This window comes from Lysobacter niastensis (assembly GCF_031457115.1).
GTDB classification, from domain to species: Bacteria; Pseudomonadota; Gammaproteobacteria; order Xanthomonadales; family Xanthomonadaceae; genus Lysobacter_J; species Lysobacter_J niastensis_A.
The window spans coordinates 404,750-425,940 of the sequence record NZ_JAVDVY010000003.1 but is presented as its reverse complement, the minus strand read 5'-3'; the positions used below and the strand labels follow the sequence as shown (position 1 = coordinate 425,940).

The window sequence follows — 21,191 nt, the reverse complement described above, 5'->3', positions numbered from 1 at the left end:
GCGCGGCCGACACGAGGGGATGGGTCTGGATGAAACAAGGCCGGCGGAGTCCGCCGGCCTTGGAGTTTTATTGCGATCCGCTTACGGGCCCGGGTCCGGACCTTCGTGGAAGGTCGGGTGCGGCTCCAGGTGCGGAGCGGGCGGCAGCGTCTTGTGGTCGGGAGCCATCTGGCTGCGGCGGTAGCCGTACAGGCGGTACACCACCAGCCCGATCGCCGCCCAGATCACGAACACCAGCTTGGCGGTCATGGTGAGATTGACGAACAGCAGCAGGCAGCCCAGCACCGCCAGCGGGCACACCAGCCACACCAGCGGGGTGCGGAACGGGCGAGGACGGTTCGGTTGCTGCTTGCGCAGGATCATGACGCCAATCGCCACCATCGCGAAGGCCAGCAGCGTGCCCGAATTCGAAGTGTCGGCCAGCTTGCCGACCGGGAAGAAGGCCGAGCACACCGCGACCACGATGCCGGTGATGATGGTGATGACATGCGGCGTATGGAAGCGCGGGTGGACGCGGGACAGTGCCTCGGGCAGCAGGCCGTCACGCGACATGGTGAAGAAGATGCGGGTCTGGCCGAACATCATCATCAGGATGACCGACGGCAGCGCCAGGATCGCGGCGATGCCGATCCAGTTGCCCAGCGTCGGGAAGCCGATCATGCGCAGCACGTGTGCCAGCGGTTCCTTGCTGCAGACCAGCGCTTCGGAACCGGCGCAGGCGGCGGCCATCGCGTCGCTGCCCGGATCGAGCGGCATGCCGTTGACACCCAGAACCGGCTGCGCGCCGACCGAGCCGGCCGCGGAGTAGCCGACCAGCAGATAGAAGATCGTGCAGATCGCCAGCGAGCCGATCAGGCCGATCGGAATGTTGCGGTTCGGGTTCTTGGTTTCCTCTGCCGCGGTGGAGACCGCGTCGAAGCCGACGTAGGCGAAGAAGATGGAAGCCGCGGCACCGAGTACGCCGACGCCGCCGAGCGGGCTACCCCAGCCGCCGGGCAGGAACGGTTCGAAGTTGGTGCTCTTCACCGCCGGCAAGGCGATGACGACGAACATGGCCAGTGCGGCGATCTTGATGGCGACCAGGATCGCGTTGACCTTGGCGCTCTTGGAGGTGCCGATGATCAGCAGCACGGTCACGGCGAACGAGATCAGGAAGGCCAGCAGGTTGAAGCTGCCTCCTGCGAACGGTCCGGCGCGCAGGGCTTCAGGCAATGCCAGTGCACCTGGCGCGACGAGGCCGAACAAGTCGCTGTGCGCCAGCAGACCGTTCATGTAGCCCGACCAGCCGACCGAGACCACCGATGCGCCGACGCCGTATTCCAGGGCGAGCGCCCAGCCCACGACCCAGGCGATGATTTCGCCGAACACGCCGTAGGTATAGGTATAGGCCGAGCCCGACACCGGGACCATCGAGGCCAGTTCGGCGTAGGCCAGTGCCGCCAGGGCGCAGACGGTTGCCGCGATGACGAAGGCGATCATCATGCCCGGGCCCGCCTTCTGCCCGGCCTCGGCCGTGAGCACGAAGATGCCGGTGCCGATGACGGCGCCGATGCCCAGCATGGTCAGCTGGAACGCGCCGAGCTGCCGCTTCAGCGATTTCTTTTCAGCAGTTTCCAGAATCTTGTCGAGCGGCTTGACGCGCCAGAAAAGCATTGCGTTCTCCCCAGATGATTTTTATGCGGGCGGGCTACATTGGCCCCCACGGTGTGGCGCGCGGCCCGCCGGAACCTTACCCCGTGGCGGCGCAAAGGCACAAGTAACGTCCGGGACGCCATAATCGGCGCCCCTGATGCCCTCAAGAACCGCATGCCCCATTCATTCGCTAGCGATCCCGCCGGTCTGCGCACGGCCTTGGCCGGCTATGGTCTGCAATGGCCGGAAGAGGGCGAAGCGGCCGCCCAGTTCCTGGAGTTGCTCGGCGATGGCGAGGATCCGTTCGAGCGGGCGCGGCTGGCCGGCCACTTCACCGCCTCGGCCTGGCTGGTCGATAGCAGCGGCACGCGGGTATTGCTGACGCACCACCGCAAGCTCGATCGCTGGCTGCAACTGGGCGGTCACGCCGACGGCGACCGCGACCTGTCGCGCGTCGCGCTGCGCGAGGCCGAGGAGGAGTCCGGCCTGCGCGGATTGACGGTGGAGCCGGCCATGTTCGACATCGACCGCCACTGGATCCCCGAGCGCGGCGACGTGCCGGGTCACTGGCATTACGACGTGCGCTACGTGGTGCGCGCCGGCGACCAAGAGGACTACGTGGTCAGCGAGGAGTCGCACGACCTGGCGTGGCGCGAGATCGCGCAGATCGCTACCGACCCCGCGTCGGACGAGTCGATGCGGCGCATGGCGGGCAAGTGGCTGCGGCGTAACGGGTGAGTCGGGCCGCGCATTCGTCAGTCGCGGATCGCCGGCAACGTAGTTTTTAGAGAGACAATTCCAGTAACGGCCGTGTCCAGGTGACGCGACCCTGTGGCGGCTGCGTACCGACACGCTGCGCCCCCATGCGCAGGTAGAACGGTTCCGCCGGGGGATGCGAGACGATGCGCACGCGGGTGAAGTCGTGTTCGCGAGCCACCATGACCATATGGCGGAACAGCAGTGCGCCCAATCCGCCGCCTTGCGCGTGGTCGGCGACGAACAGCAGATCGAGTTCCGCCAGGCCATCGTCGTGCGCGATCAGGCTGTAATAGCCGACCGTGCCGCCATGGTCGTCCTCGACGAGGTAATACAGGCCGCGCTCGATCTGCGCCGGCGTGATCGCCAGCCCGTCGAGAATCGCGCGGTATTCGCCCGCGTATGCGCTGCTGGACTGGGTCAGGTCCGTGAGGGCCTGCGTATCGGCGGCGACGGCGCGGCGGACGAGCATGGGAAGTCCGATACGATCCGGCCGCGCACTCGATCGTGCGCGGCCGGTCGTTGCGTCAGTCGGCGCGGCCGGCGAACTCGCCGGTGGTGGTGTTGACCAGCACGCGCTCGCCGTTGCCGATGTACTCCGGCACCATGATCTCGATGCCGGTCGACAGCTTGGCCGGCTTCGGACGCTTGGTCGCAGTGCCACCCTTGAGCTCCGGCGGCGTCTCGATGACTTCGATCGCCACGCTCTGCGGCAGCTGCAACGCCACCGGCGCGTCGTCGATGATCTGCACGTAGCAACCGCTCAGGTCCGGCACGATGTAGCCGGCGCTGTCGCCGACCACGTCGGCATCGAGCGTGTAGGGCGTGTAGTCCTCGTCGTCGAGGAACACGAAGGCATCGCCGTCCTTGTACGAGAACGTCGCCTGGCGACGGCTCAGCTCGACTTCCTTCAACTCGTCTTCGCCGCCGAGGCTGATGTCGAGCTTGGTGCCGCCGGGCACGCTGTACATGGTGAAGCGGAACTTGACGTTGCCGCCACGGCCCTGCGGCGAGCTGCGCTCGATGTCGCGGATCTGATAGACCGCGTTGTTGTACTCGACCACGTTACCTTTCTTGACGTCGTACGCTTTCATGCTTTGCAACTCTTGGATTGTCCGGGGGTGTCGCCGGCTGGCGCCGGAGACGAAGAAGGTCCGACAGCGCTTACTTCGGAGCCAGGCGGGTGGCGCCATCGAGGCGGATGGTCTCGCCGTTGAGGTAGGTGTTGCGCAGGATGTAGGCGACCAGGTCGGCGAACTCCTCCGGCTTGCCCAGGCGCGACGGGAACGGAATCGACGCCGCCAGCGACTGCTGCACGGACTCGGGCATGCCATCGACCATCGGCGTCCAGAAAATGCCCGGCGCCACGGTCATCACGCGGATGCCGAAGCGCGACAGTTCGCGTGCCATCGGTAGCGTCATGGCGACCACGCCGCCCTTGCTGGCAGAGTAGGCGGCCTGGCCGATCTGGCCCTCGTAGGCCGCGACCGAGGCGGTATTGACGATCACGCCGCGCTCGCCATCGGCACCGGCTTCGTTGTTCTGCATCAGCGCCGCGGCGGCCTTGGCGACGTTGAAGCTGCCGACCAGGTTGACCATCACCGTGGACTGGAACTGCGACAGCGGCATCGCGCCTTCCTTGCCCAGCACGCGGCCGGCACCGAGGATGCCGGCGCAGTTGATCGTGGCGTTCAGTCCGCCGAGGAACTCCTTCGCGGCGGCGAGGTTGGCGACGACGCCGGCCTCGTTGGTCACGTCGGTCTTGAAGTAGCGCGCGTTGGCCTCGCCGAGTTCGGCGACCGCGGCGGCGCCCTTGTCGTCGTTGACGTCGAACAGCGCAACCTTGCTGCCCTGCGCGACCAGGTGCTGGGCGACGGCGAAGCCGAGGCCGGAAACGCCGCCGGTGACTACGGCGCGGACGGTGTCGAGTTGCATCGGAATATCCGGATCAGGGAAAACGGCAATTTTACCGGACTGGACCGGCCGGGGCGGCCTCGCCCGGTTCGCGCTCGTCAGGGCGGCGCTCGCCCGGGCCGCGATGGATCGTCCCGTCCTTCATCACCAGGACCGGATGGCGCAGGTCGTCGATCCGCACGCTGGGGTCGCCCTCGAAGGCGGCCAGGTCGGCGCGCAGCCCCGGGGCGATCCGGCCGATGCGCTGTTCCTGGCGGAGGATGCGCGCGGCGACCGAGGTGCAGGCGCGCAATGCCTGCTGGGCGGACATGCCCAGTTGCACCATCCACGCCGGCTCGCGGTAGTTGTCGCCATGGCGGAACACGCCCACATCGCTGCCGCAGCCGATCGTGGTCCCGGCCGAAATCGCGGCCCGGAAGGCGCGTTCGGCCTCGCGCATTTCCGGAGTCGGTGGCGACTGGCCGGGCACGTAGTGTTCGAAGTACTGGCCGTAGGACTCGACCGCGGTCAGCGTCGGCAGGTAGGCGACGCCGCGCTGGCGCATCAGCTTGAAGGTGGCGGCGCTGCCGGCGGTGCCGTGCTCGATGCTGTCGACGCCGGCTTCGATCGCCATGCGCATGCCGGCATCGCTTGCCGCGTGGGCGGCCACCGGGCGGCCGCTGGCATGCGCGGCTTCGACCAGTGCGCGCAGTTCGGCGGCGGTGAAGGTCGGCTGTGCGCTGCCGTCGGTGCCGATGCGGTAGTCGGCATAGACCTTGATCCAGTCGGCGCCATGGCCGGCCTGTTCGCGCACGGCGCGCATCACTTCCTCCACGCCGCTGGCTTCCTGCGCACCGCCGGGCAGGTCGATGTCTGGACGGAAACCGCGCGGGCCTGGCCCATAGCTGTCGGTGGCGACGATCGCGCGCGTGGAGACGAACAGGCGCGGCCCTTCGATCAGGCCGTCGTCGATCGCGCGCTTCACCGACACGTCGGCATAGCCCGCACCCTCGGTGCCGAGATCGCGCAGCGTGGTGAACCCCGCGCGCAGCGTGTCGCGCGCGTGCCGCGCCGCCATCAGCGTGCGATAGTCGACCGGCTCCTTCAGCACCTGGTCGTTCCACAGCGTCTCGTTGTACGGATGCAGGAACAGGTGCGCGTGCAGGTCGATCAGGCCGGGCACCAGCGTGGCGCCGGGCAGGTCGATCTGGCGCGCATCGGCCGGCGCTTCCACCTTCTCGCGCGGACCGACTGCGGCGATGGCGCCTTTGCGCACCAGCACGACCCAGCCCGCGTGGGCGGCGTCGCCATCGCCCGTCCAGACACGCTCGGGGCGCAGCAGGATTGCCTGGTCGGTTGCCGCCTGGCTTGTGTCGGCCGCGCCCGCGGCCGCCGTGGCGATGGCGAGCAGGAGGGTACTGAAAGCACGCACGCAAGCCTTCATCGAATCGCCTCCGGCAGGGTCGGATGTGGATTACAACTCGAGCGGGCTACAGATCGAGCACGTAGAACGCATTGCAGCCACCGTGGCCGGTATCGCCCAGCGGAGCATCCAGCGGCGTGAAGCCCGAACGCAGGTACAGCTTCTTCGCCGCATCCATGCCGCACAGCGTTTCCAGATAGCAACGGCGGAATCCGAATGCACGCGCGGCATCGAGGCAGCGCGCCATCATCGCGGCGCCGGCGCCCACGCCGCGCGCCTGCGGCAGGAAATACATCTTGCGCAGCTCGCAGGTATCGCCATCGCCGCCGGACAACGGCGCCACGCCGCCACCACCGACCACCACGCCATCGCTTTCGACCACGAAGTACGCGCTGCGCGGCGCCGAGTAGGCCCGATGCATCCAGTCGACTTCAGGATCGTTGATGGCGAAACCATCGCCGACCGCGCCGAACTCGGGCATGACCGCGCGGATGATGGCGGCGACCGCCGCCTCGTCGCGCGGTTCGATCGGACGGATGAGGTAGTTCGACATGTCGCGGGTGCCGTTGCCTGGTCTCGAAGGCAACGATGATAACGGGCATCACAGCATCGCTGGAATGCTCGGGCCCTTGGTCGGCGTCGGCGCCAGGCAGTACTGGTGGAACGCTTCGGGTAGCAACCCGGCGGAGAACAGGAAGCCCTGTCCGATTTCCACTCCCAGATCGAGCAGGAACCGCCGTTGCTGCTCCGTTTCGACACCCTCGGCCACCAGGCCGAGTCCAAGGCTGCGCGCGATGCCGGTGACGGCCTGGCACACCGCGACATCGGACTGGTTGTGCGGCACGCCCTGCACGAACAACTGGCTCAGCTTGAGCCCGTGGATGGGCAGGCGGCGCAGGTAATTCAGCGCGCTGTAGCCCTCGCCGAAATCGTCGATGGTCAGCACCACGCCCAGGTCGCGCAGGATGGCGAAAGTGCGCAGCGTGTCGGGCACGTCCTCGATCAGCACGCGCTCGGTGAATTCCAGTTCCAGCGCATGGCCGGGCAGGCCGGATTCGGACAAGGCCGCCGCGACGCTGCTGGCCAGGTCCTCGCCCAGGAACTGCCGGTACGACACGTTGACCGCGACGCGATCGATATCGAGCCCGTCGTCGCGCCAGCGGCGCATCTGCTTGCACGCCTCGCGCAATACCCATCCACCGATGCCGACGATGTCGCCTGTGGTCTCGGCATGGTCGATGAAGCGCGAAGGCCGCATCTCGCCCAGCGACTGGTTGCTCCAGCGGATCAATGCTTCGGCCGACACGACGGCGCCGTCGGTCAGTCGCACCTGCGGCTGGTAAACCAGGTGGAACTCCTCGTTGCCGACCGCTCGGCGTAGGTGCGTTTCCAGTTGAAGGCGGTGCAGCTGCTGTTCGGCCAGTTCGGGCGTGAACGATTGCCAACCATTGCGACCACGACGCTTGCTGTCGTACATGGCCACGTCCGCGCTCTGGATCAACTGCTGCGAGCGCAATCCGTCGATCGGCGACTGGGCGATGCCGATGCTGGCGGTGATGCTGAACTCCTCGCCGTCCATGCGGAAGCTGTCGGCGAAGATGTCCAGGATGGCATCGGCCAGTTGTTCGGGACGTTGCGGCTGCTCGCCGCAATCGCACACGACCAGGAACTCGTCGCCGCCGAACCGGGCGATCAGCCCCTCGCTGCCGACCGCGCGCTGGATGCGTCGTGCCGCCGAGGCGAGCAGGCGATCGCCCGCGGCGTGGCCGAGCACATCGTTGACCACCTTGAAGCGGTCCAGGTCGATGTAGAGCACGGCCAGCGTCGAACGGCGCGGATCGTCCAGGCGGATTTCGAGCTCGTGCAGCACCGCATCGCGGTTGAGCAGGCCGGTCAGCGGATCGCTGCGTGCCTGTACGCGCAGGCTTTCGTCAGAACGGCGCCGCTCGGTGATGTCCTGCAACGTGCCGGTGATGCGTGAGCCGATCGGGTTGCCGGGCTCGGCCTCGCCGATCACGCGAACCCAGAACGTCGGTCCTTCCATCTGCTGGCCCTGCAGTTCCAGGTCGAAACTGCGTCCGAACGACACCGCCTGGTCGAACGCGACACGCAGCCGGTGACGATCGGGATCGAGCAGGCAGGCGAGCATCTCCTCGACAGTTTCCGGTGCCGGGTGCGCGCCCAGGATGTGTCGCGCCTCGGCGGTCAGGTAAAGATGGTCGCGGCCGGTGTCCCACTCCCAGCCGCCGATGTGGGCCAGCGCCTGGGCGCGGTCGAACAGGGCGCTGTCGCGCTTGAGTTCGGTGACATCGGTAAACAGTGAGAGCACCTGGTGCGGCCGGTCGCTGCCTGCAGCGAACTGCGGAACGCTGGTCACCGACATCCAGCGCAGACGTCGCAGGCGGCAGTTGTAGAAACCCAGCACGGTGCTTGCCGAGACGACGCCGGTGTGAAGCGCCCGTATCGAAGGCAGTTGCGACTCGGACAACTCATGCCCGTTCTCGTCGTACACCTTCCAGCGTTCGGGCCGCAGCTCCTCGTCCAGGCTCAGCCCCGGTTCGACTTCGAACATGCGGATCGCGGCCGGGTTGGCGTAGACGATGCGCTGTTCGGCATTGCGAACGAGGATGCCGCGGTCGAGGGTTTCCATCAGCTCGCGGTAACGCAGTTCGGCATCGCGGCGACCGCTGAGGTCGCGCGCGACGGCGACGATGCAACGCTCGCCCTCGTGCTGGAATGCAGCCGAATGCACCTCGACGGGAAAGCGCGTGCCATCCCCGCGCATGTTGGTGACGTCGACCACGTAGGTATCGCCCCGGCTGAGCGCGTCGTGCACTGGCGCCATGTGGTCGCGCGGCAGTTCGGGGTTCAGCACGTGGATCGGTTGGCCGACGATCTCCTCCGGCGGTCGCCGGTAGGCGGCCATGCCGGCCTTGTTGAGGTCGAGCACGGTGCCGTCCCAGGCGATGATGCTGACCGGATCGGGCACGGCATCGAACAGGGAGCGGTAGTTCTGGTGGGCCGTCCGGGCCTCCTCGGCGAGCGCCAGCAACGCGTCGCGCGCGCGCTCGATCACGGCACGGGCGGATGCCGGCAGGCCCGGGTCGAGCAGGGATTGTTCCAGTGCCGCAAGCGTCGCTGCCGTCTCCTGGCTGGAGGGTTGGGGCAGGGCCGACGCTGGCGGCGTGTGGCTCATGACGCGGCGAGCGCCTTGCCGACCTTGCTGCCGGTCTCCCGGCCCAGCAGGCCGGCGAGCCAGCGTCCGGTTTCGGCGAGCTTCGGCAGGTCGATACCGGTCTCGATACCGAGCCCGTGCAGCATGTACACCACGTCCTCGCTGGCGACGTTGCCGCTGGCGCCCTTGGCATACGGGCAGCCGCCGGTGCCGGATACCGCCGAATCCACCACCGCCACGCCTTCCTCGAGGCAGGCGAGGATGTTGGCCAGCGCCTGGCCATAGGTGTCGTGGAAGTGCACGGCCAACGCACTGATCGGTACTTCCTGCGCCACCGCCAGCAACATCGCCCTGGCCTTGGCGGGAGTGCCGACGCCGATCGTGTCGCCCAGCGAAATCTCATAGCAGCCCATCTCGTGCAACGCGCGCGCCACGCGCACCACGTCGGTCAGCGGCACGTCGCCCTGGTACGGACAGCCGAGCACCGTGGACACATAGCCGCGCACGGCGACGCCGTCGGCGCTGGCGCGCTGCATCACCGGCGCGAAACGCTGCAGCGACTCGTCGATGCTGGCGTTGATGTTCTTCTGGTTGAACGCCTCGGACGCCGCGGTGAATACCGCGATCTCCTCCACGCCGACCGCTCGGGCGCGTTCGTAGCCCTGCTCGTTGGGCACCAGCACCGGATAGCGGACCTCGGGCTGCCGGGCGATGCCGGCGAACACCTCGGCGGCGTCGGCCAGCTGCGGCACCCACTTCGGGCTGACGAAGCTGGTGGCTTCGATGCTGCGAAGCCCTGTCGCCGACAGCCGATCGATCAGCGCGATCTTGTCGGCCGTGGCGATCTGGGTCTTTTCGTTCTGCAAGCCGTCGCGGGGACCGACTTCGACGATGCGCACGAAGCTCTTCATGAGGCCAGCGTCACCAGCACGGCGTCGGCTTCGACGAAATCGCCGCCGGCCGCGCGCACTTCGGCCACGGTGCCGGCGCGCGGTGCCTTCAGACTCAACTCCATCTTCATCGCTTCGATCACCATCAGCTCCTGTCCGGCCTCGACCGGATCCCCTGCGGCGGCCCGGACCACCACGACCCGTCCCGGCATCGGCGCGATCACCTGGTTGCCGACACCGGCGCCGGTGCTCTGTTCGTGACGATACATCGGCACCGACTGCAGGCGCAGCCGACGATCGCCGTCATGGACCACGATTTTTCCCTCATCCCCCAGCAACGTAAAACGCAGGGATTTCCCGTCAACCCGCAGGCTGAGGACGTCCCCGTTCAGGCGCGCGCCCTCGACCTGGCGGATCTGGCCGTCGTGTTCGAGGCGGTAGTCGCCCTCGCTGCCTTGGGCGTGAACCTCCAGGCGCTGTTCGCGCGCCAGGAAAGCCAGGCTGCGGCGGCTGCCGTGCCCCAGCCGCCAGCCGTCGGCGATGGCCCAGGGGGAGGTGGGATCCAGAGACCGCGCCGCGCGTTGCCGGGTCTGGCGCTCCTGTGCCAGCAGCTGGGCCACGGTGGCGGCGATGAGCAGTTCCTCGTGGTCCTCGCCCGGGGTGGGCATGAACTCGTCGAGGCTGCGATCCAGATAGCCGGTGTCGATGGTCCCGGAGACGACGGCCGGGTGCCGGGCCAGCCGCTCCAGGAATTCGATGTTGGATTTCGGGCCGGCGATGTCGCACCCGGCCAGCGCCGCGCGCAGGCGCGCCAACGCGCGTGGGCGGTCGGCATCGTGGACGATGAGCTTGGCGATCATCGGGTCGTAGAAGATCGTGACCGTGTCGCCCTCGACCACGCCCGAGTCGATGCGCACGCCCTGCGTGTCGTGGGCGGGCAGGCGAAGCCGCTCGAGCCTGCCGGAGCCCGGCAGGAAGCCGGCTTCGGGATCCTCCGCATACAGCCGCACCTCGATGGCGTGGCCGTTCTGTGCGATGGCGTCCTGTGGTAGCGGCAACGGCTCGCCGGCGGCGACGCGCAGCTGCCATTCGACCAGGTCCAGGCCGGTGACCATCTCGGTCACAGGATGTTCGACCTGCAGGCGCGTGTTGATCTCCATGAAGTAGAAGCCACCGTCCTGACCGACGATGAACTCCACCGTGCCCGCGTTGACGTAATCGATCGCGCGCGCGGCCAACACCGCCGCGGCGCCCATGGCTTCGCGCAGTTCGGCCGTGAGGAACGGCGAGGGCGACTCTTCCAGCACCTTCTGGTAGCGGCGCTGCGCCGAGCATTCGCGCTCATTGAGGTGGATGGCATGGCCGTGCGAGTCGGCGAAGACCTGGATCTCGATGTGGCGCGGGCGCTCGACGTAACGCTCCAGCAGCACGCGATCACGGCCGAACGCGCCGGCCGCCTCGCGCTGGCAGCTTTGCAGGTTGGGCATGAACTCGCCGGACTCGCGCACGATGCGCATGCCCTTGCCGCCGCCGCCGTGGGCGGCCTTGATCATCAGCGGATAGCCGATCGCGTCGGCTTCGCGTTGCAGGTTCTGCGGATCCTGGTCCTCGCCGGTGTAGCCGGGAACCACGGGCACGCCGGCGGCGTGCATCAGTTCCTTGGCGCCGGCCTTGCTGCCCATCTTGCGCATCGAGGCCGCCTTCGGCCCGATGAACACCACGCCGGCGGCTTCGACGGCATCGGCGAAGTCGGCGTTCTCGCTGAGGAATCCGTAGCCCGGATGGATCGCCTGCGCGCCGGACTGGCGGGCGACGTCGATGATTGCGTCGCCACGCAGGTAGCTCTCGACCGGACGCGGTCCGCCGATCGGCCAGGCCTCGTCGGCCAGGCGCACATGCTGCGCATCGGCATCGGCCTGCGAATACACCGCGACGGTGCGGATACCGAGGCGGCGGCAGGTGCGGATCACGCGGCAGGCGATTTCGCCGCGGTTGGCGATGAGGATCTTGTCGAACATTAGGTGATGCCTTATCCGGAGCAATGAAGGGGCGGGCAGTGCAGGAGGAGGCCTACTCGCCTTCCCAGTAATCGTCGAAGTTGAAACGTTCGCTCGTGCCGGTACCGGCAGGCTGAAGTGGTGCGATCTGAGCGGGTACGTTCGCTCTTACAGGTAGCTGCTCACCGACTCCAGTTCGCCTTGCGCTTGTCGAGGAAGGCGCTCAGGCCTTCCTGACCTTCCGGCGACACGCGCAACTGCGCGATGAGCGAAGCGTTGTCGGCATCCAGGCGGTCGCGATCTGTCTGTGCAGCCACACGCCGCACCAGCGCCTTGGCCTGTGCGCAGGCTCGCGGACCGGCCTTGAGCAGCAGCGCGATCTGCCGGTCGACTGCGGCGTCCAGTTCGCTGGCCGGCACCACGCCGTGCAGCAAACCGATCTGCAGCGCGGTCGGCGCGTCGAACAGTTCGCCGGTCGCGAACCAGCGCCGCGCCTGGCGCGCGCCGATGGCTGCGATGACGTAGGGCGAGATCACCGCCGGCAACAGGCCGAGCTTGCTTTCGGTCAGTCCGAACTTCGCCTCGGGCGTTGCGATGGCGATGTCGCAGCAGGCCACCAGCCCGACGCCGCCACCGAACGCCGCGCCGTGCACTCGGGCGATGGTCGGCTTGGGCAGTTCGTCGAGCGTGCGCATCAGGCGGGCGAGGGCGAGGGCGTCGTCGCGATTCTCGGCCTCGCTCGCGGTGGCCATCCCCCGCATCCAGTTCAGGTCGGCACCGGCCGAGAACGACGGGCCATCCCCCTCCAGCACCACCACCCGGATCTCGTCATTACCGGCCAGGCCCTCCAGCGCGCCGGTGAGTGCCGCGATCAGCATGGCGTCGAAGGCGTTGTGCAACTCGGGACGGTTCATGCGCAGGCGGGCCACGGGACCGTCGCGCAGGCTCAACAGCGGGTGGGTCATGGAACGTCCTGCGCTTGTTGGAATCTGGCGAATGATAGCCGGTGCCTTTTGCCATCCGTACGGCGAGGGCTGGGTGCTACAATTGAGAACAATTCCCATTTGTGGCCGATACCGGAGGCAGCTTCGGGCCCGGCTTGAGGTGAGCCTTGAAGCTGTCCGAACTGCCCCGCCGCATTGCCGCCACGGTAGAGACCGTCGAGGACCATTCGCCCAACGACTCGATTGCCCGTCGTTTGCGCGAACTCGGGTTCGTGCACGGGGAGCGTGTCGAGGTGATGGCGGCCGGGCCGCTCTCGGCCGAGCCGCTGCTGGTGCAGGTCGGATTCACCCGCTTCGCCCTGCGCCGCAGCGAAGCGGCGCGCATCCGGGTGCTACCGGAGCCGGCCGCATGAGCGCCGTCGACACCATCCGCATCGCCCTGGTGGGCAGCCCCAATTGTGGCAAGACCGCCCTGTTCAACCAGCTCACCGGCAGTCGGCAGAAAGTGGCCAACTACGCGGGCGTCACCGTCGAGCGAAAGGAAGGACGTTTCCACGCGCCGTCCGGACGCAGCTACGCGGTGCTCGACCTGCCCGGCGCCTACAGCCTGCAGGCCGCCAGCCTCGACGAGGCGGTGACGCGCGACCTGTGCCGCGGCTTCTACCCCGGCGAGCCCGCGCCGGACGTGCTGGTGTGCGTCGTCGATGCGACCAACCTGCGCCTGCACCTGCGCTTTGCCCTGGAAGTGCGCGAACTCGGCCGACCGATGGTGCTGGCGGTCAACATGATGGATGCGGCCAAACGTCGCGGCATCGACGTCGACCTGGCCGTCCTGGAGCGCGAAATCGGCATTCCCGTCGTGCCCACCGTGGCGGTGCGCAACGGTGGCGCGCGCGAGTTGGTGGCAATGCTCGATCGCGTCGCCGAGCGGCTGCGCGAGCCAAGCACGCATCTTCCGGTCGCACAGGCGCACGATGCCGACGCGCTGCATGCCGAAACACGCCGCCTGCTTTCGCTGGCGGTGACGATGCCGCGTCGCACCGCCGAGGTCGACGACACGCTCGACCGCTGGCTGTTGCATCCGGTGTTCGGCCTGCTGTCGCTGGCCGTCGTGATGTTCCTGATCTTCCAGGCTGTCTATGCCTGGGCGACGCCGCTTATGGACCTGATCGAGGCCGGCACGGCTGCGCTGGGCGGTTTCGTCGGCAACGCGATGCCTGACGGTCCGCTCAGGAGTCTGTTGGTCGACGGCATCATCGCCGGCCTGGGCAGCGTGATCGTATTCCTGCCGCAGATCCTGATCCTGTTCGCCTTCATCCTCGCACTCGAGGAGTCCGGGTATTTGCCGCGCGCTGCGTTCCTGCTCGACCGGCTGATGTTCCGGGCCGGCCTGTCGGGTCGTTCGTTCATTCCGCTGCTGTCGAGCTTTGCCTGCGCGGTGCCGGGCATCATGGCGACACGCTCGATCCAGGACCCGCGCGACCGCCTTGCGACGATCCTGGTGGCGCCGTTGATGACCTGCTCGGCGCGCCTGCCGGTGTATGCGCTGCTGATCGGCGCCTTCATCCCTCAGCGCGACGTCGCCGGCGGCCTGCTCAACCTGCAAGGGCTGGTGCTGTTCGCGCTGTACGCGGCCGGCATCGTCAGTGCGATGCTGGTCGCGTGGGTGATGAAGAAGTGGCGCCGCGACAAGAGCGAGCACGCGCTGCTGCTGGAACTGCCGTCCTACCGCCTGCCGCACCCGCGCGATCTGGCGATCGGCCTGTGGGAGCGCGCGTGGATCTTCCTGCGCCGCGTCGGCGGCATCATCCTGGCGCTGACCATCCTGCTGTGGTTCCTGCTGTCGTTCCCGGGGGCTCCGGCGGGCGCGACCGGACCTGCCATCGACTACAGCTTCGCCGGCCGCCTCGGCCACGCCATGACGTCGGTATTCGCGCCGCTCGGCTTCAACTGGCAGATCTGCATCGCCCTCATCCCGGGCCTGGCCGCTCGCGAAGTGGCGGTGTCGTCGCTGGCGACGGTGTATGCGCTGTCGGCGGTCAACGACGAAGCCGCGGCGCAGGCGCTGGGCCCGATCGTCAGCGGCAGCTGGTCGCTGGCGACGGCGTTGTCGCTGCTGGTCTGGTACATCTACGCGCCGATGTGCATCTCCACGCTGGCGACGATCAAACGCGAGACCAACTCGTGGAAGCAGGTCGCGATCAGCACCGGTTATCTGTTCGGCCTGGCATACCTGGTCTCGATGGTCACCTACCAGGTCGCCGTGGCGCTGGGAGCGGGGTGAGCGTGGACGCCGGCCTGCTCGGGCAGTACATGGTGATCGCGCTGGCGGTGGTATTCAGCGCGGGCTATGTCGCCAGGCGCCAGTTCCCGGATTCGGTGCGCCGGTTGCGCATGGCCTTGGCGGTGCCGATGGTCCGCGAAGGTCGGCCGCTTTGGCTGCGCAACCTCGGACGCCGCATCGCGCCGCCCGGCCGTGCGACCGACAGCGCCTGCGGCGGCTGCAACAGCTGCGATCCGCCCAAGCATTAAAAGGGCAGGATCATCCCGCGAAGGATGATCCTGCCGTTACAGGCTCTGTTGTTACAGGCTTCAGTGCTTTCCGCGCCCACGGGGGGCGCGAATACCCTTGATCTCCACTGCCTCCACGGAAAGCGTGAAGGTGCGCTTGTCGCCGGCGTAGAGCGCGCCGACACCGACGACCTGCCGCTCCAGCTCCCGGCCATTGTCGTCAACGATGGTCAGCACCATCGCGTATTCCAGCGCGGTGTCGCTGTCGGGCGGCGTGATCGTGCCCTCCACGCGCAACGGCACGCTGCGCTGCCGCGAGGCTGCCTCGGCCGCCGGATCGAAGCGCAGGTGATGCTTGCAGGCCGGGCAGACAGTGGAGCTTTCGAGGATGGTCGTCTTGCAGTGCGGGCAGGTACGCGTGGCGCCGGGCGTGCCGGGGCGCGGCGTGCTCATGCGACGGCTTCCGCCTCCGCCTTATGCTCGGCCTTGCCAGTGCGCGCGGACTTGTCCTCGAAGCCGAAGTCGACCTGGCCGCGCATGCGCGCGCCTGCGGCTACGGTAATCGTGCCGGCCTTGACGTCGCCGACGATCTGGCCGCCCTGCAGCAGTTCCACGCGCTGCGCCGATTCGATGTTGCCTTCCAGTTCGCCGGCGACCACCACCTTGCGCGCACGCACGCCGCCATGGACCTTGGCACCGACCTCGACGGTCAGATCGCCTTCGACATGTACATCGCCCTTGAAACGGCCTGCGATGCGGACATGGCCCGAGCCCTGGATCTTGCCTTCGATCGACAGGTCGGCGGCGATGATGGACTCCTTGGCTTCGCGTTCGGCCGCGCGCGCAGGCGCGGAAGCCAGCGTGGGCGCCGGTGCCGGAGTCGGCGTCGACATCGAGCCGAAGGAAATCTCGTTGGGATCGGGTTGCTTGTTGAGCGCGCTTTCCGGCGCGGACGGCGGCATCGTGTCGCGCTTGGAGGTGGCGGACTGATTGAAAATCGCCATGGTGCGTACTTCCTTCGGTTGGGGACGGCAGGGATGCGGAACCTCTCGAGGCTACGCAGCCAGCCCGGCAACCGATGTGACACGACTCACCATAACGACGCGTGGCGTCGGACGTTTATCTGGCGATCACCTGCCTGAATTCGCGATCGTGCAGATGCGATCTGCGAACCCGCGCACGCTTGCGCGGTGGGATTACATGCGGAACACGCCGAAGCGCGTGCGATCCTCGATGGGCGCATTGAGGCTGGCCGACAGCGCCAGGCCCAACACGCGACGTGTATCGGCCGGGTCGATGATGCCGTCGTCCCACAGCCGCGCGGTGGCGTAGTAGGGGTTGCCCTGCGATTCGTACTGTTCGCGGATCGGCGCCTTGAACGCTTCTTCCTCTTCCGCCGACCAGGTCTTGCCCGCGGCCTCGATGCCATCGCGCTTGACCGTGGCCAGCACGCTGGCGGCCTGTTCGCCGCCCATCACCGAGATGCGCGCGTTGGGCCACATCCACAGGAAGCGGGCGCCGTAGGCACGGCCGCACATCGCGTAGTTGCCGGCGCCGAAGCTGCCGCCGATGACGACGGTGAACTTGGGCACGTGCGAGCACGCTACCGCCGTCACCATCTTCGCCCCGTCCTTGGCGATGCCGGCGTTCTCGTACTTGCGACCGACCATGAAGCCGGTGATGTTCTGCAGGAACACCAGCGGGATGCCGCGCTGGTTGCACAGTTCGATGAAGTGCGCGCCCTTGAGCGCCGATTCGGAGAACAGGATGCCGTTGTTGGCGACGATGCCGACCGGGTAGCCGTGGATGTGCGCGAAACCGGTGACCAGCGTCTTGCCGTAGCGAGCCTTGAACTCCTGGAAGTCGCTGCCATCGACGACGCGAGCGATGACCTCGCGGATATCGAATGGGCGGCGGGTGTCCTTCGGCACGATGCCGTAGAGCTCCTGCGCCGCATACAGCGGCTCGCGCGCGGGCTGCACGGCGACCGGCAGGCGCTTGTCGCGGTTGAGATGGCCGACGATGTCGCGTGCGATTTGCAGCGCGTGCCGGTCGTCCTGCGCGAAATGGTCGGCCACGCCCGATACCGATGTATGCACGTCGGCGCCGCCGAGCGTTTCGGCGTCCACGACCTCGCCGGTGGCGGCCTTCACCAGCGGCGGACCGCCCAGGAAGATCGTGCCCTGTTCCTTGACGATGATCGATTCGTCGCACATCGCCGGCACATAGGCGCCGCCTGCGGTGCAGGAGCCCATGACGACGGCGATCTGCGGGATGTTCTCCGCGCTCAGCCGCGCCTGGTTGTAGAAGATGCGGCCGAAATGTTCCCGGTCCGGGAAGACCTCGTCCTGCAACGGCAGGAACGCGCCGCCGGAGTCGACCAGGTAGACGCACGGCAGGCGGTTCTCGCGTGCGATCTCCTGCGCGCGCAGGTGCTTCTTCACCGTGATGGGAAAGTAGGTGCCGCCCTTGACCGTGGCATCGTTGGCCACGATCACGACCTCCTGGTCCATGACGCGGCCGATGCCGCAGACCATGCCGGCCGCGGGCGCGGCATCGTCGTACATGCCCTCGGCGGCGAGCGGCGCGATTTCAAGGAATGGCGAGCCCGGATCGAGCAGGGCGGTGATGCGGTCGCGTGCGAGCAACTTGCCGCGCTTGGTGTGCTTGGTCCGCGCCTTGTCGCCGCCGCCGTGCGCGGCCCGCGCCAACCGTGCGTCCAGCTCCTCGACCAGCGCGCGATGGAAGGCGACGTTGTCCTGGAAATCCTGGGAGCGGGGATCGAGCTGGGACGTGATGGCGGGCATCGAGGCGAGGCGTGCGGAAAGACGCGGCATCAAACCACAAAGCGATGCAGCCGGCCAATCGGACAGCCGGGGACCGACAACAGGGATGCGGCGATGAGCGATGCCTGCGATGCAAAAAGAAAGGCCCGCTTGCGCGGGCCTTTCGAATATCGCGGAGCAGAAGCGGATTACTTCTTGACTTCTTCAGCCTTGGTTTCGGCCTTGTCGGCCACGTCCTGCGCAGCCTCGGCTGTCTTCGCGGCGGCGTCGGCGGTGGCCTGGGCGGCACCGGCAGCGGCCTCGTTGGCGGCGGCCTGGGTGGCGGCAGCGGCATCGCTGGCAGCCGCGGCGGCCTGGTCGGTAGCCTGGTTGGTGGCGGCGGCAGCGGCGTCGGTCGCGGCGGCGGCAGCATCGCCCGCAGCGTTGGCGGCGTCACCGGCAGCCGTGGCGGCCTGGTCGGCGGAGGCGGCGGCCTGGTCGGCGGCTTCGTTGGCTTCGTGCTTGGAGCAGGCCGATAGAGCCAGGACAGCGGCGGCCAGGACGACATAGAGCTTGGTATTCATGACGGTCTCCGAAGGGATAGTCTGAAGAAGCTGAAAGTACATCAGGCAACGCCAGGGTCGCAGCGATCCGGCGCGGGCCGATTCTATCTCTCATTTCCAAAAGAAAAAGCCGTCGGCGAACCGACGGCTTTTTCAGTGCATCGCAATGGACTGCGATTACTTCTTCACTTCTTCCTTAGCAGCTTCGGTCGCCTGGCCGGCGGCGTCAGCAGCCTGGCCGGCGGCGTCAGCAGCCTGGCTGGCGGCGTCAGCAGCGTCGGCAGCAGCGGCCGGAGCAGCGGCGGTGGCAGCGGCGTCGGCCGAGGTGGCAGCGGCGTCAGCAGCCGAAGCGGCGGTGTCAGCAGCAGCCTGAGCAGCGTCGGCAGCGGCGGCGTCGCCGGTGGCGGCGGCGGTGTCGGCAGCGGCCTGAGCTTCGGTCGAAGCGGCAGCAGCGTCGGCAGCAGCGTTCTCAGCCTGCTCCTTGTTCGAGCAAGCGGCCAGGGCCAGGCCCATAGCCAGGGCGATCAGCGCCTTGTTGAAAGTCATGGTTCGTTTCCTCGTCGTTAGTTAGGCAACGCGCAACTGCGCGCCTATAACATGATGACAAGCCCGTGACGCGTGTCAAGCGGCTGGCCGTTTTTTTTTACAGATGGCGTTCTGGATGCTTTACAGCAGCTCAATGGCAATGGCGGTGGCTTCGCCACCACCGATGCACAGCGAAGCCACGCCGCGCTTGCCTCCGCGGGCCTTGAGAGCGTTCAGCAGAGTGACGACCAGGCGAGCGCCGCTGGCCCCGATCGGGTGGCCCAGAGCAACGGCGCCGCCGTTGACGTTGAGCTTCTCGTGGGGGATGCCCAGGTCTTTCATCGGCGCCATCGCGACGCAGGCGAATGCCTCGTTGACTTCGAAAAGATCCACGTCCTCGACCTTCCATCCGGCTTTGTCCAGGACATTTGAAATCGCTTTCACGGGTGCGGTGGTGAACCATTCCGGTGCCTGCGCGTGGCCTGCATGGGCCACGATTCGTGCCAGCGGCTTCAGTCCACGCTTGCCGGCTTCATCGGCGCTCATCAGTACCGTCGCGGCGGCGCCATCGGAGATCTTCGAAGAGGAGGCAGCAGTGAGCACGCCTTCCTTGCCGAACGCCGCACGCAGCGTCGGAATCTTGCCCAGGTCGATCTTGCCCGGCTCTTCGTCGGTATCGACGACGACATCGCCCTTGCGGCCCTTGACCGTGACCGGAACGATTTCGTCCTTGAAAGCACCGCCGGACACGGCCGCCTGCGCGCGCCGCGCGCTCTCGGCCGAGAAGGCATCCAGCGCGTCGCGATCGAAGCCATAGGTCGAGCAGGTGGCATCGCCGAACACGCCCATCGCCTTGCCGTCGTAAGGATTGGTCAGGCCGTCCCAGGCCAGGTGATCGAGGAGCTCGCCATTGCCGTAACGCACGCCGGTGCGCGAGCCGTTGAGCAGGTGCGGGGCATTGGTCATCGATTCCATGCCACCGGCGACGATGACGTTGGCCGAGCCGGCCTTGATCAGGTCGTGGCCCAGCATGATCGCCTTCATGCCCGAGCCGCAGACCTTGTTGATGGTCGTGCAGGCGGCCGAAGCCGGCAGGCCGGCGCCCAACGCCGCCTGGCGGGCCGGTGCCTGGCCCAGTCCGGCCGGCAGCACGCAGCCCATGATGACCTCGTCGACCTGGTCGGGTGCGACGCCCGCGTGCGACAGCGCGCCGCCGATCACGGCGGTACCGAGCGCCGGGGTCGGGACGCCGGTGAACTGGCCGAGGAAGGAACCGATGGCGGTGCGCTTGGCACCGACGATGACGACGTCACTCATGGGAGACTCCGGAAGGACACGGGCCGGCGCGGACTGCGGCCGGAACCAGTGAATTATGCGGCGTCGTGCTGCAGTGCGGCAAATCGCCTCAGTCCAGCCTCAGCCGGCCAATTTCAACAGGTACAGACCACGCCCACGTTCATGGCGGTGAACCGCCCGGAAACCGAACGGCGTAAACAGAACCGGCACGCCGGTCCAGACGAACGCCCCGGCCTGACGCGCTCCACGCGCCACCGCCTGCGGATAGGCTTCGATCTCGCTGGCCCCACCTTGCCGGGCCAGCTCGATGGCGCCGGCGATCAGTGCGCGCGCGACGCCGAATCCTCGCCAGCGCGACGGAACATAGAGGCAGTTCAAGGACCAGGTCGTCGGCTGCCAGGCACGAACCAGCGTCTTGCTGCGATCCAGACGTGGAAAGTCGGCGCGTGGCGCCACCGAGCACCAGCCCACCGGCTCGTCTTCGATGAAGGCAAGCACGCCGTGGGCGCCGCCGTTTTCGACCAGCGTGCGGAAAGCTTTGCGGTTCGGGGATCCCTTGGCGGCCTCCCAGGTCTTGCCGCCCATCGGCACGCGCCACCACATGCACCAGCAACCGCCGCACGCCCCATTTTTGCCGAACAGCGTCTCGATGCGCGCCCAGTCGTTACGGCCGAGTGAGCGTGTGGTGATCATCACGTCTGGTTTGCGTGCGGCCATGTATTCGGCCCTGAAGCGTTCATCCTGTTGGGACAGTTTCATTGTGGAGCGCGCCGCATTGGATTAAAACGGCAGCGCAGGATGCGCTGGGGTCGCGTGGGGCG

At 67.5% G+C, this 21,191-nt stretch carries 21 protein-coding genes; 4 read left to right on the top strand and 17 right to left on the bottom strand.

Annotated features, from left to right (window positions below; all coding sequences use genetic code 11):
- Positions 1-81: 81 nt before the first annotated feature.
- Positions 82-1,653 carry an amino acid permease gene (locus J2X06_RS16645; protein WP_310064352.1) on the bottom strand — a complete coding sequence of 524 codons (1,572 nt, stop codon included), beginning with the start codon at positions 1,651-1,653 and terminating at the stop codon, positions 82-84.
- Positions 1,654-1,806: 153 nt separating this feature from the next.
- Here J2X06_RS16645 and J2X06_RS16640 point away from each other — a divergent pair, with 153 nt between their 5' ends.
- The gene (locus J2X06_RS16640) at positions 1,807-2,370 is read left to right on the top strand and encodes an NUDIX hydrolase (RefSeq protein WP_310064351.1); all 564 of its coding nucleotides are present in this window, start codon (positions 1,807-1,809) and stop codon (positions 2,368-2,370) included.
- Positions 2,371-2,416: 46 nt separating this feature from the next.
- Here J2X06_RS16640 and J2X06_RS16635 read toward each other — a convergent pair whose 3' ends face one another.
- From J2X06_RS16635 to J2X06_RS16595, 9 genes are all read right to left on the bottom strand, one after another.
- Positions 2,417-2,860: a GNAT family N-acetyltransferase gene (locus tag J2X06_RS16635; RefSeq protein ID WP_310064350.1), complete on the bottom strand. Its 444-nt coding sequence runs from the start codon at positions 2,858-2,860 to the stop codon at positions 2,417-2,419.
- A gap of 55 nt (positions 2,861-2,915) precedes the next feature.
- Positions 2,916-3,482, bottom strand: coding sequence for an elongation factor P-like protein YeiP (gene yeiP / locus J2X06_RS16630; RefSeq protein ID WP_310064349.1), 567 nt, complete (start codon positions 3,480-3,482; stop codon positions 2,916-2,918).
- Between the two features lie 70 nt (positions 3,483-3,552).
- Positions 3,553-4,323 (bottom strand): SDR family NAD(P)-dependent oxidoreductase, encoded by a 771-nt coding sequence (locus J2X06_RS16625; protein WP_310064348.1) that lies wholly within the window; start codon positions 4,321-4,323, stop codon positions 3,553-3,555.
- A 31-nt stretch (positions 4,324-4,354) separates the two neighbouring features.
- Complete coding sequence (locus J2X06_RS16620; protein WP_310064347.1) at positions 4,355-5,713, bottom strand: metal-dependent hydrolase family protein; 1,359 nt, start codon at positions 5,711-5,713, stop codon at positions 4,355-4,357.
- 58 nt (positions 5,714-5,771) lie between these two features.
- Positions 5,772-6,257, bottom strand: coding sequence for a GNAT family N-acetyltransferase (locus J2X06_RS16615; RefSeq protein ID WP_310064346.1), 486 nt, complete (start codon positions 6,255-6,257; stop codon positions 5,772-5,774).
- Positions 6,258-6,305: 48 nt separating this feature from the next.
- Positions 6,306-8,900, bottom strand: a complete 2,595-nt coding sequence (locus J2X06_RS16610) for a sensor domain-containing protein (RefSeq protein WP_310064345.1) — start codon at positions 8,898-8,900, stop codon at positions 6,306-6,308.
- Positions 8,897-9,790, bottom strand: a complete 894-nt coding sequence (locus J2X06_RS16605; RefSeq protein ID WP_310064343.1) for a hydroxymethylglutaryl-CoA lyase — start codon at positions 9,788-9,790, stop codon at positions 8,897-8,899. The genes J2X06_RS16610 and J2X06_RS16605 overlap by 4 nt, the downstream gene beginning before the upstream one ends.
- Positions 9,787-11,787: an acetyl/propionyl/methylcrotonyl-CoA carboxylase subunit alpha gene (locus J2X06_RS16600; protein WP_310064342.1), complete on the bottom strand. Its 2,001-nt coding sequence runs from the start codon at positions 11,785-11,787 to the stop codon at positions 9,787-9,789. The genes J2X06_RS16605 and J2X06_RS16600 overlap by 4 nt, the downstream gene beginning before the upstream one ends.
- 161 nt (positions 11,788-11,948) lie before the next feature.
- Positions 11,949-12,731, bottom strand: coding sequence for an enoyl-CoA hydratase/isomerase family protein (locus tag J2X06_RS16595; protein WP_310064340.1), 783 nt, complete (start codon positions 12,729-12,731; stop codon positions 11,949-11,951).
- Positions 12,732-12,877: 146 nt separating this feature from the next.
- On the opposite strand from J2X06_RS16595, the gene J2X06_RS16590 reads away from it, so the two are divergent.
- From J2X06_RS16590 to J2X06_RS16580, 3 genes are read left to right on the top strand one after another with little or no spacing between them, the layout of a single operon-like run.
- Positions 12,878-13,123 carry a FeoA family protein gene (locus J2X06_RS16590; protein WP_310064338.1) on the top strand — a complete coding sequence of 82 codons (246 nt, stop codon included), beginning with the start codon at positions 12,878-12,880 and terminating at the stop codon, positions 13,121-13,123.
- A complete protein-coding gene (gene feoB / locus J2X06_RS16585; protein ID WP_310064336.1) occupies positions 13,120-14,994 on the top strand; it encodes a ferrous iron transport protein B in 1,875 nt (624 codons plus the stop codon). Before J2X06_RS16590 ends, feoB begins: the two co-directional genes overlap by 4 nt.
- Entirely contained in the window at positions 14,991-15,242 is a 252-nt protein-coding gene (locus tag J2X06_RS16580; protein ID WP_430539615.1) for a DUF6587 family protein, read from the top strand. The genes feoB and J2X06_RS16580 overlap by 4 nt, the downstream gene beginning before the upstream one ends.
- 60 nt (positions 15,243-15,302) lie before the next feature.
- Here J2X06_RS16580 and J2X06_RS16575 read toward each other — a convergent pair whose 3' ends face one another.
- The 7 genes from J2X06_RS16575 to J2X06_RS16545 all read right to left on the bottom strand — a co-directional run bounded on the left by J2X06_RS16575 (position 15,303) and on the right by J2X06_RS16545 (position 21,129).
- Positions 15,303-15,674, bottom strand: a complete 372-nt coding sequence (locus J2X06_RS16575) for a hypothetical protein (RefSeq protein ID WP_310064334.1) — start codon at positions 15,672-15,674, stop codon at positions 15,303-15,305.
- Positions 15,671-16,225 carry a bactofilin family protein gene (locus J2X06_RS16570; RefSeq protein WP_310064332.1) on the bottom strand — a complete coding sequence of 185 codons (555 nt, stop codon included), beginning with the start codon at positions 16,223-16,225 and terminating at the stop codon, positions 15,671-15,673. Before J2X06_RS16570 ends, J2X06_RS16575 begins: the two co-directional genes overlap by 4 nt.
- Before the next feature lie 192 nt (positions 16,226-16,417).
- A complete protein-coding gene (locus J2X06_RS16565) occupies positions 16,418-18,028 on the bottom strand; it encodes a carboxyl transferase domain-containing protein (protein WP_310064331.1) in 1,611 nt (536 codons plus the stop codon).
- A 167-nt stretch (positions 18,029-18,195) separates the two neighbouring features.
- On the bottom strand, positions 18,196-18,570 hold the full coding sequence (locus J2X06_RS16560; protein ID WP_310064329.1) for a hypothetical protein: 375 nt from the start codon (positions 18,568-18,570) through the stop codon (positions 18,196-18,198).
- A 156-nt stretch (positions 18,571-18,726) separates the two neighbouring features.
- On the bottom strand, positions 18,727-19,095 hold the full coding sequence (locus J2X06_RS16555) for a hypothetical protein (RefSeq protein WP_310064327.1): 369 nt from the start codon (positions 19,093-19,095) through the stop codon (positions 18,727-18,729).
- Positions 19,096-19,215: 120 nt separating this feature from the next.
- Positions 19,216-20,391: a thiolase family protein gene (locus J2X06_RS16550; RefSeq protein ID WP_310064326.1), complete on the bottom strand. Its 1,176-nt coding sequence runs from the start codon at positions 20,389-20,391 to the stop codon at positions 19,216-19,218.
- 99 nt (positions 20,392-20,490) lie between these two features.
- Entirely contained in the window at positions 20,491-21,129 is a 639-nt protein-coding gene (locus tag J2X06_RS16545) for a GNAT family N-acetyltransferase (protein WP_310064324.1), read from the bottom strand.
- Positions 21,130-21,191: the final 62 nt, after the last annotated feature.